Source organism: Aminobacter sp. P4_H6_2 (assembly GCF_056400805.1).
Map to the genome: position 1 here is coordinate 1 of NZ_JBFUKO010000232.1, position 14,534 is coordinate 14,534.

17 protein-coding genes are annotated in these 14,534 nt (G+C 63.0%); 2 read left to right on the forward strand and 15 right to left on the reverse strand.

Annotation, left to right across the window (positions count from 1 at the left end; all coding sequences use genetic code 11):
* The 8 genes from AC1DUU_RS16920 to AC1DUU_RS16955 all read right to left on the reverse strand — a co-directional run.
* A partial coding sequence (locus tag AC1DUU_RS16920; protein WP_476784568.1) for a low temperature requirement protein A occupies nt 1–548 on the reverse strand: 548 nt, incomplete at its 3' end.
* Between the two features lie 133 nt (nt 549–681).
* Nucleotides 682–1,473, reverse strand: a complete 792-nt coding sequence (locus tag AC1DUU_RS16925; protein ID WP_476784569.1) for an SDR family NAD(P)-dependent oxidoreductase — start codon at nt 1,471–1,473, stop codon at nt 682–684.
* Between the two features lies 1 nt (nt 1,474).
* Nucleotides 1,475–2,065: an SRPBCC family protein gene (locus tag AC1DUU_RS16930; protein ID WP_476784570.1), complete on the reverse strand. Its 591-nt coding sequence runs from the start codon at nt 2,063–2,065 to the stop codon at nt 1,475–1,477.
* Nucleotides 2,062–2,430: an ArsR/SmtB family transcription factor gene (locus AC1DUU_RS16935; protein WP_476784571.1), complete on the reverse strand. Its 369-nt coding sequence runs from the start codon at nt 2,428–2,430 to the stop codon at nt 2,062–2,064. The genes AC1DUU_RS16930 and AC1DUU_RS16935 overlap by 4 nt, the downstream gene beginning before the upstream one ends.
* Before the next feature lie 61 nt (nt 2,431–2,491).
* Nucleotides 2,492–3,952, reverse strand: coding sequence for a RimK family protein (locus AC1DUU_RS16940; protein WP_476784572.1), 1,461 nt, complete (start codon nt 3,950–3,952; stop codon nt 2,492–2,494).
* A complete protein-coding gene (locus tag AC1DUU_RS16945; protein ID WP_476784573.1) occupies nt 3,949–5,055 on the reverse strand; it encodes a peptidase C39 family protein in 1,107 nt (368 codons plus the stop codon). The genes AC1DUU_RS16940 and AC1DUU_RS16945 overlap by 4 nt, the downstream gene beginning before the upstream one ends.
* Before the next feature lie 342 nt (nt 5,056–5,397).
* Nucleotides 5,398–6,186 carry an anti-sigma factor family protein gene (locus AC1DUU_RS16950; RefSeq protein ID WP_476784574.1) on the reverse strand — a complete coding sequence of 263 codons (789 nt, stop codon included), beginning with the start codon at nt 6,184–6,186 and terminating at the stop codon, nt 5,398–5,400.
* Nucleotides 6,183–6,701, reverse strand: coding sequence for a sigma-70 family RNA polymerase sigma factor (locus tag AC1DUU_RS16955; RefSeq protein ID WP_476784575.1), 519 nt, complete (start codon nt 6,699–6,701; stop codon nt 6,183–6,185). Before AC1DUU_RS16955 ends, AC1DUU_RS16950 begins: the two co-directional genes overlap by 4 nt.
* A 165-nt stretch (nt 6,702–6,866) precedes the next feature.
* Between AC1DUU_RS16955 and AC1DUU_RS16960 the strand changes: the two genes are divergently transcribed.
* The gene (locus AC1DUU_RS16960) at nt 6,867–8,108 is read left to right on the forward strand and encodes an MFS transporter (RefSeq protein WP_476784576.1); all 1,242 of its coding nucleotides are present in this window, start codon (nt 6,867–6,869) and stop codon (nt 8,106–8,108) included.
* 22 nt (nt 8,109–8,130) lie between these two features.
* On the opposite strand, the gene AC1DUU_RS16965 is transcribed toward AC1DUU_RS16960, so the two are convergent.
* The 7 genes from AC1DUU_RS16965 to recO all read right to left on the reverse strand — a co-directional run bounded on the left by AC1DUU_RS16965 (nt 8,131) and on the right by recO (nt 14,382).
* Complete coding sequence (locus tag AC1DUU_RS16965; protein ID WP_476784577.1) at nt 8,131–8,556, reverse strand: type II toxin-antitoxin system VapC family toxin; 426 nt, start codon at nt 8,554–8,556, stop codon at nt 8,131–8,133.
* A complete protein-coding gene (locus AC1DUU_RS16970; RefSeq protein WP_476784578.1) occupies nt 8,553–8,798 on the reverse strand; it encodes a type II toxin-antitoxin system VapB family antitoxin in 246 nt (81 codons plus the stop codon). The genes AC1DUU_RS16965 and AC1DUU_RS16970 overlap by 4 nt, the downstream gene beginning before the upstream one ends.
* Nucleotides 8,799–8,877: 79 nt before the next feature.
* Complete coding sequence (locus tag AC1DUU_RS16975; RefSeq protein ID WP_476784579.1) at nt 8,878–9,318, reverse strand: hypothetical protein; 441 nt, start codon at nt 9,316–9,318, stop codon at nt 8,878–8,880.
* A 176-nt stretch (nt 9,319–9,494) separates the two neighbouring features.
* Entirely contained in the window at nt 9,495–10,127 is a 633-nt protein-coding gene (locus tag AC1DUU_RS16980; RefSeq protein ID WP_476784580.1) for an outer membrane protein, read from the reverse strand.
* Between the two features lie 248 nt (nt 10,128–10,375).
* Nucleotides 10,376–13,078 carry a DUF2339 domain-containing protein gene (locus AC1DUU_RS16985; RefSeq protein ID WP_476784581.1) on the reverse strand — a complete coding sequence of 901 codons (2,703 nt, stop codon included), beginning with the start codon at nt 13,076–13,078 and terminating at the stop codon, nt 10,376–10,378.
* Between the two features lie 27 nt (nt 13,079–13,105).
* A complete protein-coding gene (locus AC1DUU_RS16990; protein ID WP_476784582.1) occupies nt 13,106–13,624 on the reverse strand; it encodes a PaaI family thioesterase in 519 nt (172 codons plus the stop codon).
* Nucleotides 13,621–14,382 carry a DNA repair protein RecO gene (gene recO, locus AC1DUU_RS16995; RefSeq protein ID WP_476784583.1) on the reverse strand — a complete coding sequence of 254 codons (762 nt, stop codon included), beginning with the start codon at nt 14,380–14,382 and terminating at the stop codon, nt 13,621–13,623. Before recO ends, AC1DUU_RS16990 begins: the two co-directional genes overlap by 4 nt.
* Between recO and AC1DUU_RS17000 the strand changes: the two genes are divergently transcribed.
* Nucleotides 14,296–14,534: hypothetical protein (locus AC1DUU_RS17000; protein ID WP_476784584.1), on the forward strand; the 239-nt coding region annotated here is incomplete at its 3' end. The genes recO and AC1DUU_RS17000 overlap by 87 nt on opposite strands.

Consider the following 14,534-nt stretch of genomic DNA (forward strand, 5'->3'; position numbering starts at 1 on the left):
AGCGAGATCAGCTCGATGGCAAGTGCGGCGCCCCAGAGCAGGAATCGGCTTTCGGGTGCTGCCAGCCCGCCTGATAACCAAAAGATGCCGGACAGACACAGCCACAGGCCGATGCGCACGAAATTGGCGTGGTTGTCGGGATTGTGATGCTTGAGCGCCCACAACATGAAAAGCGTGCGACCCAGTTGCATGAACACATAGGCGACAGCGAATTGCAGGCCACGCCCCTCGAAGGCTTCGGGGATCGATGTCGATAGCATCAACCCAGCCAGCATCAGCACAAACAGCATGCCGCGCACCGGTGCCTTGGTGGGATCGAGCCAGTTGGTTACCCAGGCGGTGTAGTTCCACACCCACCACACGGCGATCAGCATCAAAAGGCTTTCGAGCGAACCCTTCATGTTGAGGTCGCGCAACAGGAAATGCGACAGCTGGGTAATGGCGAATACGAAGACCAGGTCGAAGAACAGCTCGACGAAGTCGACCCGCGCCGCCTCGCCTGCGGTGCGTTTGCGCAGGTAGTTTTGAGTCGCCCCTTTGATCGCCACGCCCCCGCCCCTCGTTGCTGCTCGCGGCAATTTCGACGGCGATCCCTTGGCGGTCAAGGCTCGGAGATACGGCCGAGAGTCTCGGCCGCATCTTTACTGACAATGACCTGCAAGTCGGTATTGGAACGCAGCCCTAGTCGACCAGCGTGCCGCAGCTCAGATTGGCGATGGCACCGGTCATCGCGCCGGCACGATCCGAGGCGACGAAAGCGGCGAAGTCGCCGATCTCGGCCAGCGTCGGAAAACGCCGGAGCAACGGCCCCGAAGCGGCGCGGGCGGCGAGCATGTCGTCGACCGACATGCCGGCGCGCTTGGCGAAGCCCTCGAAGGCCGCGCGGGCGTGCGAAATTTCAAGGGATTCCGGGATGGCATCGGGTCTCAGGCAGATCACCCTGATGCCGCGCGCACCAAGCTCGCCGGCGAGGATGCGCGACATGGCTTCGACCGCAGCACTTGCCACGCCGTTGCCGAGAAAGCCCACACCCGACATTCGCGCGCCCGGCGTGGACAAGGTCAGCATCACGCCCCTGCCCCGCATGTGCCGCGCCACCGCCTTCGCGGTCAGGAAATTGGTCCTGGTGTAGGCAGAAACAGGGGTTTCGAAATCGGCAAGCGAAAGTTCGGCAAGCGGCGTGCCCTGCACATGGGCAATGCCAACCGCGTTCAACGCGATGTCGATACCACCCGCCTTTTGGGCCACCGCATCGGCATGACGCTCGACCATCTGCTCGTCGAGTGCATCCAGTATGGCAATTTCCGCGAACCCGCCTACAGCACGGATGTCGGCTGCGACAGCCTCCATCCTGGCGCGCGTGCGTCCGGCCAGGAAGACACGGGCACCGTCACGGGCGAATGCCTTTGCGGCAGCTCCACCGATCGCGCCGCCGCCGCCATAGACGACAGCCGTCTTGTTCTTGAGCAACATGTCACGCTCCACTCTTTGTAGCGGTTGAGGTCTGTGAGCTTTCGATACGCTGTGCGTATTCGCCCACCAGCCTGGTGTGGGTCCGCCAGAAGCCCTCTGGTTCGCGCCCCTCAAGCCTGTCGGCCAATATGCCGAGATGCGTATGCCAGCCAGCGGCAACGTTCAGCATCGCGCCATGGTCGGTGAGACGACGGTGGGTGACCGTCAGCAATACCTTGCCGTTGCGCGGCGAAAGTTCGAAACGCACCTCCGAACTTGCACCCACCTCGGCAGAAGCGCCCCAGCTATAGGCAAGCAGATGCGGCGGCTCGCAGGCGATGATCTCGCCAGGCACCCGATGCTCGGCGAAGGCGGCCATGTGCGCTGGCGGCGGATCATCGTTGCGGGTCAGTTCGGAATTGCTGAAGACGTTTTCGACCTGTCCGCCGGCTCTGAGTTCCATCGGCCCCGCCGCCAGCCATGTCCGGCGCTTGTCCGACTGTGTCAGGTAGTCCCACACCCGCTCGATCGGCCCAGGCAAGAGACGCTCGATACGCAACGTGCCGGGTTCGGTGACGACGCCGTAGGAAGCTTGCAGAGCTTGAATGGTCATGGCTTGATTCCCTTTTGTCTGTCCTCGGCGGCGGCGCGGTCCTCCGCCTCCAGGATGGCCTCAAGTGTGTCGAACTGCTGGTTCCAGAATTTCTCGTAGTGACGCATCCACTCGACGCCGGCATGCATCGGCAGCGCATCGAGGCTGCAGACATGGGTGCGACCTTGCACACTGCGTTTCACCAGCCCCGCCTTCTCCARCACCTTGATGTGCTTTGACGCCGCGGCCAGCGACATGTCGAAGGGCGCGGCAAGGTCGCCGACATTGCGCGGTCCCCTGGCCAGCCCGTTGAGCATCGCCCTGCGGGTCGGGTCGGAAAGCGCGTGAAAGATCGCGTCGAGCAGTTCGGTATTTTGTTCAACCATAAGGTTGAAGATAAGGCCGCAAATCCGAATAGTCAACCATTCGGTAAAATGTTTTTAAAGGCTACTTGCCGTTGCGCTCCAGCCGGTCGAGGAACCACTGGGTCAGGCGCACCCAGACCTCGTCCTTCTCGCCCGAATCCTCGACGCCATGGTCCAGGTTCGGATTGTCGTTGACCTCGATAACGAACACGCCGTCCTTGGTCTCCTTGAGGTCGACGCCGTAGAGGCCGTCGCCGATGCATCGTGCCGCGCGCACGGCGGTGTCGATGACATGGGCCGGCGCGTTCTTCAGCGTAAACGTCTTCATGCCGCCCTCGTCGGGCTTGCCGGCGCGGTCGTGATTGACGATCTGCCAATGCTTCTTGGCCATCAGATAGTGGATGGCAAACAGCGGCCGGCCGCCGAGCACGCCGACACGCCAGTCATATTCCGTCGGCATGAATTTCTGGGCGATCAGCAGGTCAGAATCCTCAAGCCACGAGGTCGCCAGCGCCTTCAGCTCGTCGAAGTTCGAGGCCTTCTTGACGCCGCGCGAAAACGAACTGTCAGGGATCTTCAGCACCAAGGGAAAGCCGAGCGTGTCGGCCGCCAGCCCCAGATCCGACGGTCCCGCGATCATGACGGTCGGCGGCACCGGCACGTTGTTATAGGCCATCAGCTCGTTGAGATAGACCTTGTTGGTGCAGCGGATCATCGACAGCGGGTCGTCGATAACGGGCATGCCTTCCTGCTGGGCGCGGCGGGCGAAGCGGTATGTGTGGTTGGAGATCGACGTGGTCTCGCGGATGAACAGCGCATCGTAGTTGGCGAGCTTGGCCAGGTCCTTCTTGGTGATCGGTTCAACCTCGACGCCCATCTTTTCGGCGATGCGCGACCAGTAACGCAGCGACGATATTTCAGACGGCGGCATCTGCTCGTTGGGGTCGATCAGCGTGGCGAAGGTGTAGCGCGAGGGCGTGCGCGCCTTGGTGTCGCGCCACTCCCGGTTGGTGTAAGCTTCCAGCGCCGCAACGAAGCGCTTCTTGTCGGCATCGTCGAGCCGGCCAAGGGCTGCAAAGCCGATCTTGTGGATCGAGGCCCATTCGCCATCCTTGATCGCGACTTCCAGCGCCGGCGCGCGGAACCAGTCGAACAAAAGCCGAGCGAAGCGGTCCCAGGCTTTCGACGGGCCGGCGCCGAAGAAGATCGTCACTTTCGCCGGAAACGCGCCGCCCAAATCCTTGCGGCATTTGTTGAGCGCCAACTCCAGTTCCGGCAGCGCGTTTTCGTAGAGCTTGCGCTCCGATAGGTCGATCATCGTCTCGACGGTTGGGATCACCTTGTGCCCGCGCGAGCCGGCAAGCAGCGAGGCGTAATAGCCGCGGCTCTGGTAGGCATAGCGATTCGACAGGTTGATGATTTTCGGCCGCTGGCCGCGAAACAGCGCGGGGTGGGCGAGATAGTCGCGATTGGTGATGATCTTGTGCGGCGTCGCCGCCTGGTCGAGATCGCTTTGGCGGCCGGTGATAATGACCCAGGTCATCGTTTGCTAGGCTTTCCGAGAATGATTGCGGCGCGCAGGCCATCGCGGCCGAACTGCGCCATGCGCATGAAGATGTCGTAGGGAACGGGAATGTTCGCGGCGTCGGATGCCGTCTCGCGCTGCTCGTCTTCGATCCACGGGTCGTGGATCAGGATGTGGCCGCCGTCGTCGCTGATGGCGAGCACCCAGTGCGGCACCTTCTTGCCGAACATCAGGAAGCCCGAGATCAGCACCAGAACAAGCTTGCCCTCGGCCAGCTTTCCCCTGATGTCTTCGAGCGCGAACGGGCGGTAAGTCACGGCAATGGCGTATTTTTCGGCGCGGTTGCGGAAATCGGCCTGCGCCAGTTCCATCACCCGGCGTTTTTCAGCGCTACGCACCGACTGCAAGAACAGCGCGCCGGGAAAAGACACAAAAATCTCGGTGCCCAGGCCGCTTTCGTGTGCCGCGACCGCGAGCCCAAACGGTTCGCAACCGCCCGGCCCCGACATCATGAAGATCGTGGTTGCCTCACGCCACAGCCTGACCTCCATCACCGGATCGGGCACGAAGGCCCGGTCGAAATTGGCAATCGCCATCATCAGGCAGCAMGGGCCGCAGGTGAAWTCGCARGTCTGSGSGTAGAAAGGCACCTTGGTSGCCACYGGMAYGTCGCCGCGCAGSGTCTTTTCGTAACGAAGCGCAGTCATGCCATCTTCGTAATAGTCGGGCTCCTGGCCTATCTTGCGGTAGCCGTTTTGCTCGTAGAGGCGGATGGCGCGGGCATTATCCTCGCGCACCTCAAGCCGCAGCATCATGCGGCCATGTTCGTAGGCGACATGTTCGGCCGCATCGAGCAGGCTGCGGCCGATGCCCTTGCCGCCGAAATCGGGCGCGATCGCAAAGGAGTAAAGCCGCGCCACGCCGCTGCCCTTACGAAACAGCACCATGGCGTAGCCGGCGACGCTGCCATTGCTTTCGGCGACAAGCGCCTGTGCGGTCTCGTGATCTATCAGCTGGCGGAAAGATCGGCGCGAGATCCTGTCGCCTTCAAAGACGGCGTTCTCGATGGCGCAGAGCGCATCGACATCATCTGCGCGGGCCGTACGAATGTCGGCAGCCATGCGGACCTGAGAACCTCGATTGGGCGGAAGACTGCCCCAAAGATGCATCCTGCGAAGCACTCATGCGCTCGCCATGCCAGCGCAGTCACGCCTCGATTCGGGCCATATTGTGACATGGCCGAGGGGCTGGTGGGCATATGAATCTTGTAGTGAATCGAGATGAAGATGTCGGCGCCTCCTTCGAGGCTCGCTGCGCTCGCATCGCCGGTTGAGGGGACGTTCTCGCCCTGAACCGGCTTCACTGAAAACTTGGAATTCTGCTCGGTCAACGGCATGGAAGCTGGCAATCGACCTTCATCCTGGGCGCCAGCGAAGCGAGCCCCCAAGCGCACGCACCGACGACTAGGTCATGCCCGCGCCGGCGATCAACTGCATGTAGGCATCCTTGGCGACCACACCCATCTGCTCCGCCGGCAGCGTGCCGACGATGGCGCAGCCATAGCCCTTGTCCTGCCAGTAGACGGCCTCGGGCCCACCGCTGGCGAGTGTAACCGTGCCCTTCGAGCGCTCTGTGCCTTCGGTGGTGACATAGACCGAAATCCGGTTGCCCTCGGCGTCGGCATAAAGCATGAGCGCCGCCGTACTTCCATTCGCCGGCACCAGGCGCCCGCCGAGAAGCGTGAAGCCGTTCTTGCTCAGGTCCGGCGCCACAAGCTTCAGCCCAGTGCGCTTGGACAGCCAGCCAGTCAGATAGGCCGGATTGCTGCCATCGACCTCGACGGGCCGGTTCTTGTCGGCGGCAAAGGTCTGATGCGCCGCGATTGCCAGCTGGGCCATGCGGTCGTCGGCGTCGGGATCAGCGCCCAGGCCGCTTGCGCCGGCGAAATAGCCGCCAAGACCACCTGCAACCAGCAGCGCGGCCGCCGCCGCCATGCGCCAGCGCTGCGGCGCCTCCTTGCGCTTGGGCGTGTCGCCATTGACCGCCGCTTCGAGCCGCGAAGGCACATTTTCGTCGAGCACGCCGGCAAAGATGTCGCGCAATGCCGAATTGTCGGCGGCATAGCGCTGGCTCCTCGCCTTCATGTCGGGGTTGGCCTCCAGCCAGGCCTGATAGGCGGCGCGTTCGTCCTCCGGCAGCTCGCCGTCAAGCGCCAGGTGGATATCGCGATCGGTAAAGGCGCGCGCGTTCATTTCTCGACGATCCTTATCGTCCGCCGGCGTGCCTGATCGTCAAGCAGTCCGCGCAGTTCCTCGCGTCCGCGCGCAATGCGCGACATCAGCGTGCCGGCCGGCACGCCGAGCATCATTGCGGCCTCGGCATAAGAAAAACCTTCGATGGCGACCATCACCAGTGCGGCGCGCCGGTCGGGGCTGATCGCCTGCAGCGCATCGACGATCTCGCGCGAGGCGATACTTTCGGTCTGCGTCGCCGGTGTCGCCAACGCCTCCGAGGCATCGAGCGGCAGYATCGCCGCCTCGCCGCGCCGGTTCACCTTGCGCATTTGGTCGATGAATAGATGATGCATGATCGTAAACAGCCACCTCCTGGGGTTTTCTCCGGTTCGCCAGTTGTCCATACGCAACAGCGCGCGTTCGAGGCAGTCCTGGACGAGGTCATCGGCGGCATCGCGGTCGCGCAGAAGCGCGCGCGCATACCGGCGCAAACGGGGAATTTCCTGAAGTATCGCTGCCTTCTTTTCTTCCATGACCGCGGATCGCAAGTCGCCCTTTGAACATGCCGATTGAACGCGCGTTGCGCGCGCGGCGCAAGCATTCTGACTAGAGCGCCGCGCGTCCGCTTGGACGCGCAAAGGACGCTCTAGAACTCCAAAACTGCGCATTAAACAAGCGCTCCCACGGGAGATGCGACGATGACGGCAGCAGCAGCAAGCACCAGGTCGAAGTCGAGCGTCCCCTGGCTCATCATCATTTGCGGCTGCCTGATCGCCGCGCTGACCTTCGGCCCGCGCTCAGCGATGGGCTTCTTCCAGCTTCCCATGCTTGCCGAAAAGGGCTGGGACCGCACCACCTTCGGTCTCGCCATGGCGATCCAGAACCTGTGCTGGGGCCTTGGCCAACCGATCTTCGGCGCCATCGCCGACAAGTTTGGCAGCTGGCGCGTGCTGACGCTGGGTGCAGTCCTTTATGCGCTCGGCCTGTATCTGATGGCCCATGCCAACAGCGCCACCATGCTGCATCTGAGCGGTGGCGTTCTTGTCGGTCTCGGCGTTGCCGCCGGTTCCTTCAGCATCGTTCTGGCGGCTTTTGCCCGCAACACCAACCCTGAGAACCGCTCCATGGTGTTCGGCATCGGCACCGCCGCAGGTTCCGCCGGCATGTTCATCTTCGCCCCGATCAGCCAGGGCCTGATCGACGCCTATGGCTGGTCCGACACGCTGGTCTACATGTCGATCGCCATGCTGATCATCCCGGTGCTGGCGATCCCGCTGGTCGGCAATGCGCGCTCGGGCAAGGTATCGCAAGCCGAGGTCGATCAGACGCTCGGCCAGGCGCTGTCCGAGGCCTTCGGCCACAAGAGCTACCTGCTGCTTACCTCCGGCTTCTTCGTCTGCGGCTTCCAGGTCGCCTTCATCACCGCCCACTTCCCAGCCTATATCAGGGACATCGGCATCGACGCACGTTACGCCGTAATCGCGCTGGCGCTGATCGGCTTCTTCAACGTCATCGGCTCGCTCGCCTCGGGCGTCATCGCCCAGAAATATTCAAAGCCGCACTTTCTCGCCTGGATTTACATAGCACGCTCGGTACTGGTGACGGCCTTCCTGCTGATGCCGCAGACACCGACAAGCGTGGTGGTCTTCGCCATCATCATGGGCTTGCTCTGGCTGTCGACCGTGCCGCCAACCAACGGGCTCGTCGCCATCATGTTCGGCACCCGCCATCTCGGCATGCTCGGCGGCATCGTCTTCTTCTCGCACCAGATCGGCTCGTTCCTCGGCGTTTGGCTCGGTGGCTACCTCTACGACCATTTCGGATCCTACAATCCGGTCTGGTGGCTCGGCGTGATACTTGGCCTGTTCGCCGCAGCCATGCACTGGCCGATCAAGGAACGCCCGGTCACACGGCCAGCAATACTGGCGCCAGCGGAATAAGGCTACCTAAGGCCTAACTATGTCAGGCCATATCGGTCTGGGAAAAATCATTGCCCTTGTAAAACAGCTTGGCGCCCAGCGTCTTGGCACAGGCATACGCGAAGCAATCGCCGAAATTGAGGTCGGCTGGATGGCCGACCGCCTTGCCGTAACGCATGCCGGCGTCGATGGCGATCAAGCCGATTTCGCTTGAAATCGCCGTATCCTGGGCCTCAATTTCAAGGATAAATCCGTCGACCAGTTCGCGCGCCCGGGACACGACTTCCGGGGTCGGTTTGCGTCCGGTCGGTTCGGCCGCCGCTCGTGCCAGTGCCATCACAGCCTCGAAGCGAACCAATGGCGAGACATGGCGCTCGCCAGGGATATCGCCTAACCGTTTGACCAGCTCTTCCCAGCCGGCCTCCTGGTTCAGGATGGCAACGATGACCGACGCATCGACGAACATCACTCGCCGTCCCACATCTCGTCGGTGAATTTCTTCATGTCGAAATCTGGATTGGGCAGACCGATCCCGGCTGCCTTCGCCTGCAGTTTGGCCAGGCGATCGCGCAGCGGTACCTTGGCGCGATTGCGTGCGAGTTCGTGCAGAAGTGCCGTCCGCACCGCCTCGGTCTTGCTCGCGGCACCCGAAACCGCCTGCAATTCGGACGCCAGCGCGTCGACTTCATTGTCTCTGATGTAGAGCGGCATCTGAATATCCTTATTAGAATATTCAGATAGGCGAAATCGCATATTCACGCAAGGTAAACTACCACGCTTCACATACAGGTCAGCTACAATAAAAGCGGCGGCCGCCGTCGCCGATGAAGGTGTTGCTGCGCCGGTCGTAGCCATGACGCTGGTGGCAAGGCCCGTTCCACTTTTCGCGCCGGCGCTCCTTGGCGTTCTGCTCTGCCACCGATCCGGCAACGATGGCCCCGACCGCAAGGCCAAGTATGCCAAGGCCGATGGCGGCTTCAACGTCGCTATCCTTGTCGCGCTTGCGGCGTTCGTGGCGATCCTGACGGTCACGCCACCGGTCGCATTGCCGGCGCTCGTAACGGTCGCGAGGCCACGAGCAATCGATGTCGTCGTCATCGTCGTAGTAATAGCTGTCGCCGACCAGTTGTACCGAGGCAGCCGCCGTGACGTTTCGGCCGCCGGCATGCGCCGGAAGGCTGGCCAGAAGGCTTGCGGTCAACAGGCAGGCAAGCGGTTTTGCAAACAACATGACGCTCTCTTTTCTGGGATCACCCGATCATCGAAACAGGCCGGTTGGGAGGGGGACTGTCTTCGATGCGTTGGAAAGTGCTGCGCGCCCTCCCTGGAGGTGCAAAGGACGCCGCAGCACTTTGGACCAGCGTCTGATCCGTTGCGAAAATCGATGCCGATCTCCGGCAGCCGGGCCTAGAAGCGGTAGTTCAGGCCGAGCTTGACGCTGTGGCTGGCGGCGTCCGCGCTCGTACGAGCGCCGTCCTTGAGCACGGCGTTCACGTCGCCATAGTTGACGTAGTTGTATTCGGCACGGGCCGAGATACCGCCGGCGAAGGCCTGCTCGACGCCGCCGCCGACCAGGTAGCCGCCTTCCCACTTGTCGTCGGAAACCACGTTGCCCTTGGCTTTGAACTTGGCCATGGAATAGCCGGCCGTGCCGTAGACGAGCGTGCGGTCGAGACTGACGCCGGCGCGAACCTTGGCCGCACCGTTCCAGGTGCGTTCGAGTTCGGCACCACGACCGAGATCGTATTTCGACCCGCCGGAATAGCTGCCTTCGAGTTCAGCACCATAGACCATGACGCCGGACTGGAAGTTGGTGCCGACTTGGCCGCCGAACTGCAAGCCGCTCTTGTCGGCGAACGGGTTGGGAAAGCCCGAGGACGCGGAACCAAGGTGAACACCGGCATAGACGCCCGACCAGTCGTAGGGCGCATCGGAAAACTGCTGGGGGGCGTAGTTCTGGGCCACATCCGCTGCTATCGCGGGCATGGCAAAAGGCGCTAGGCCAGCGAATACAACGACAAACAGATTTCGCTTGGACATGATAATTCTTGCTCCGACATTGACGTTGGGCTGCGAAGCAAATGCCTCGCAGCCCGTTGACGGGGCATCGACGCGGCGGCAACGGGGGGAGAACCCGCCGGCGAAGTCCCGTGCAGCCTATTTGGTTGCGAGCGGAAACTGCGCCTTCTGCATTGCAGCAACATTGCATCGAATATAATAAAATCAACTATTTATCGGTAATCTTTCAGTAATCTTCATTAAGCGATCCTTGCGGCCATGTGCCGGTTCTAACGGGCGGCTCGCGTGAGCAGCCGTTGATAGAAGAGTCCGATGCCGATCAGCACCGCACCCAGTCCGATGAAGGACAGCGCGCGCAGAACACCTTCGAGTTCCGACATGTCGAACAGGAAGACTTTTGCCACCGCAATCGAGATCAGTGCCGCCGAAGCGATGCGCAGGACCTGCGATTTCAGCATCACGCCGGCGACCAGAAGTCCGACGCCCATGGCAAGCCAAAGTGCCGAATAGGTATAGGTCTCGACCTGCCCTAGCCCGGCCCACAAGGCGATATTCTCGCCCTGGAACAGCCGCCTGACCGACAGCGTCGCATAGGCGAAGGCGAGCAGTGCCGCGACCAGCGCCAGCATTGCCGAATACCATTTCGGCCGCTTGCCCCTGGCGTAGTAGGCGAGCGCAACGGCTGCCGCCGCCGGCAGCAGGTAGGCGAGGAACAACAGGTTGAAGAAGACGATCCTGCCCGTGCCTTCGTCGGTGAACAGCGGGTTGAGCACCAGGAAGTGCTGGGCAAGGATGAACAGCACAGAAAGCACGCCCATGCCAAGCGAGCCGTATTGCAGCACGGCACTCGGCGAGCGCATGTCGAGCGCCACCATGATAGCAGCGCCGCCGAGCGAGATCAGCGTGTAGATCGCCTGCTCGGCCAGGGTCGGAGCGTTGGAGGTGATGACCCCGCCATTCATCGCGTGGCGCACCAGCATTGCCACCGTCAGCAACGCAAACAGCGCCGCCACCGCTTCCATCACCAGCCGTGGCCGGCCATTGGTGGTGCGCGCCAGTTGCCAGGCGGCAAAGCCGAAGGCGAGTGCGGGGATGCCGTAGCCCAGCAGCAACCAGTTGAACACTGGCGTCCGGCCCAAGACATCGGCGCCGACGATAGTCGGATCGAAGGCGACACGCGCCAGCACGGCGATGGCGGCTGCAACGCTGAGCCAGCCAAGCACTGGATAGGCCCGCTGGCGAGTCACCAGCGCCGGCACCACAGCGGCCAGGCCGAGCAGCACGGTCGTAAAGCCCGAACCGAAGCCCATATGCAAGGCCAGCAACAGCGCCACCCCTGCCCCGCCAAACGCGAAGGAAACTGCCGGCCCGCCAGTCAAAGGCGGCTGTTCGCCACGTGCGATCCATTCCCCGCCTGCGACGAAGGCAGCGACCAGGACTGTCGCGACAAGCGCCCGCACAAGGTCGCGATCAGGATTGCCATAAGCGATCCAGAGCGAAAACAGCACCACCAATGGCACCGCAACACCCCATCCGGCCCAGTTCGCCGCACGCCAGGGTGCGGCCACCACCTGCCGCCGGGCGCTCCAGAAGCCCGCGCCAGCAAAGACCAGCCCCAGTCCCCAGCCGATGCGGGTCAACGTCGAACCGGCGACCTCGATCGGCAGGCCTTCGACCGTCAGCCCGCCGATCGGCAGCTCAAGGTCGAATGTGCCGCCTATGGCGTTGCGCAGGTAGATGAGCACCACGGCAAAGCCGGCTGCGAAAAGCATGGACACTGCGGCCGGACGGTAAAGTGCTACCGCCAGCATGCCGAGCAGCAGCAGCGTGCCGCGCAGCGGGCCGCCAAGGGCGGCATAGGTCGGATGGATGAACAGCACCAGCGCGGTGACGGCGATAAAGAACGCCGGCACCATCGAGGGCCAGTCGAGTTCTGCCTCATCGCCGCCGCGTCCGAGCCACAGCCAGGCAAGTGCTGCAAGCGTCACGGCACTCATGAACAAGACGATGGTGAAACTGACCAGCGGCGCGTCGGCGAGGTAGAGCAGCGTCCACAGGCCGGTGCCGATGAAGGCAGCCCCGATCAGCAGCGACCATCTGCGTGTGCGGGCAACGGCCGCTGTCGCAACCAAAACGATGGCGAGATAGCCGAACAGCGCCCAGTAGTTCGGTGCAGTGGACGAGACCAGCACAGGCGTCACCAGCGAGCCGAGCAGGCCGAGACCGGCCAGCGCCTGGCCATGTGCCAAGGCTGCGGCAATGGTCGTCACACCGACGATGCCCAAAAGGGTGAAAGCTGGGCCTGCGCCGATGAAGCCGTAGATGCCGTGCGCGGCGTAGATGGTGCCGAAAAGCGTGAACGCGCCAGCGGCGGTCAGGATCGCTGGGATATAGGCGCTGCCGCCATTCTGGATCGGCACGCGGAAGCCGGTGCGGCGGATGAATTCGCCGCCGCCGACAAGGATGAGGCCAAATACAGCAGCCATGGTCAGCCGCGCAGCGGGGCCGAAGAAGCCGGATTCGATCGAATAGCGGATCAAGAAGACGCCACCGAAGGCCAGCGCCAAGCCACCGACCCACACCGCCCAGCGCGTGCCGAGCGCGGTTTCGATATCGGGCCCTTCACGCGCCGGTGCCGGCTCGGCTACTGCAGGCTTGGCGCTCCACGGTCCCGGTTCGCCCGCCTCGGCCTGTGCCGCGACCAGCAATTCTTCAGTGACCGCCGCTGCCGGCTCCGCCGCAGCAGGCTGGTCGGCCGCCGTGGCCGCCAACGCCTCGGGGGCGATCGGCTCGCTGACCTTCTCCGCTGAAATTTCCGCCGCCTTCGCTGTCGGCGCGGGCACCGTCCCTGACAGTACCAACGAGCGCAGCGCGCCCAACTCGCGTTCGAGCAGGCCAAGCCGGCTTTGCTGTTTCGACACGATGATGATCAGCGCGACAATGGCGATGACGCCCAAAAGGCTCTCAAGCATGGCCGTTTCCCCCTCAGATTGGCCTGCTCACCGCGCCGCCAGATTGGCGACGGGAAAGATCGAGCATGTTTCGGTGCCAAAGGCGAGCAGCTTGCCGCTGGCATCCTTCAGCGTGGCTTCGGACACTGCGAGCGTCCTGCCCTTGTGGATCACCTTGCCTTCGCAGACCACCTCGCCGGTGGCGGGCGTGATCGGCCGGATCAGGTTCACCTTGAACTCGACCGTTGTGTAGGCCTCGCCCTTGTCGAGCATGCTGTGCACCGCGCAACCCAAGGCAGAATCAAGCAGGGTCGCCGCCCAGCCGCCATGAACCGAGCCAAGCGGATTGAGATGGCGTTCGCTTGGCACGCCGCGAAACACCGCGCGACCGGCGTCCACTTCGGTCAGCCCAAAATTCATCACCGCGGCGATCGGCGGTGACGGATACACCCCGTCCACGACACGTTTCAGCAACTCCATGCCTGAATATAGGTGCACGTCCTCATGCGGGATCGTGCCCAGGCCAAGGGGAGAAAAATGGCCAGGGAACAACTCGACTTCGCTCATGCGGCAGTGTCTCCATGGGAGATGGCTTGGGCAGCGTAGAACTTGCGCAGCGCCATGAGCAGCCCGCTCCGCGCGTCGGGGATATCGATCCCGCGCGGCTCATAGACATGGCGGGCAAAAAAGAAACTCGACAGCCTGAAAGCGTCCTCGATGGCTTTGAGGTCGGCACCTTGCCGCGCCCCGCGCTGCAAAAAGGGCGGCAGCGCAAACAGCTTGTCGCGCCATGGTTCACCGGCAGAACGCGACACCGCCCGGCCCGATTTCGGCGAGACGTAGGTCAGTTCCTCGACGGTGCCGGTCGCGGCACATTCCGAGAGATCAAGGCCGAAGCCGAGTTCTTCCAGCACCAGAAGCTCGAAGCGAACCACCAGCTCTCCGACCGCCTCGGCTTCGTTCAAGTGATCGATCAGGATCGCCAGCGTCTCGTATAGTGCTGCATGCGGGTCGCGCTCGGGCAGCAGCCTCAGATGCGCGGCCAGTGTCTGCAAGGCATAAACGGCAATGGCGCTGTCGATCAGCCTGGCGGCATTGAGCTCGATCGGCTCGGCCTGGAAGGTGCCCATATGCTCGTCGAGCCGGGCACGCCAGACAAGGTCGACGCGGTTTCCAGCCTGCAGCACCGGCTGCTGCTTGCGCGAGCGGCCGCCGCGCACCAGCCCAAGATGCCGGCCATGCGCACGCGTCATCACCTCGAGCACGGCCGAGGTTTCGCCATGCTTTCGGGTGCCGAGGATGATTCCTTCGTCGCGCCATTCCATGGCCGGACCATCAGCCGGTTAGGTGGCGAAATCAAGAACATTGCAGGGGCCAAAGCCGTACAGAGAAGCATCCTGCCTTCGGCATGGACATGGCGAGTGCTGCGCGTGCATGATCCCGAAGGTGTCGAACGCGAGGGGCGGTCGCGCTCTTC

Coding starts and splice junctions, on each gene's coding strand:
- AC1DUU_RS16975 (WP_476784579.1), bottom strand. CDS start 9,318: ATGTTGTTTGCAAAACCGCTTGCCTGCCTGTTGACCGCAAGCCTTCTG.
- AC1DUU_RS16980 (WP_476784580.1), bottom strand. CDS start 10,127: ATGTCCAAGCGAAATCTGTTTGTCGTTGTATTCGCTGGCCTAGCGCCT.
- AC1DUU_RS16925 (WP_476784569.1), bottom strand. CDS start 1,473: ATGTTGCTCAAGAACAAGACGGCTGTCGTCTATGGCGGCGGCGGCGCG.
- AC1DUU_RS16970 (WP_476784578.1), bottom strand. CDS start 8,798: ATGCCGCTCTACATCAGAGACAATGAAGTCGACGCGCTGGCGTCCGAA.
- AC1DUU_RS16960 (WP_476784576.1), top strand. CDS start 6,867: ATGACGGCAGCAGCAGCAAGCACCAGGTCGAAGTCGAGCGTCCCCTGG.
- AC1DUU_RS16940 (WP_476784572.1), bottom strand. CDS start 3,952: ATGACCTGGGTCATTATCACCGGCCGCCAAAGCGATCTCGACCAGGCG.
- recO (WP_476784583.1), bottom strand. CDS start 14,382: ATGGAATGGCGCGACGAAGGAATCATCCTCGGCACCCGAAAGCATGGC.
- AC1DUU_RS16990 (WP_476784582.1), bottom strand. CDS start 13,624: ATGAGCGAAGTCGAGTTGTTCCCTGGCCATTTTTCTCCCCTTGGCCTG.
- AC1DUU_RS16985 (WP_476784581.1), bottom strand. CDS start 13,078: ATGCTTGAGAGCCTTTTGGGCGTCATCGCCATTGTCGCGCTGATCATC.
- AC1DUU_RS16950 (WP_476784574.1), bottom strand. CDS start 6,186: ATGAACGCGCGCGCCTTTACCGATCGCGATATCCACCTGGCGCTTGAC.
- AC1DUU_RS16930 (WP_476784570.1), bottom strand. CDS start 2,065: ATGACCATTCAAGCTCTGCAAGCTTCCTACGGCGTCGTCACCGAACCC.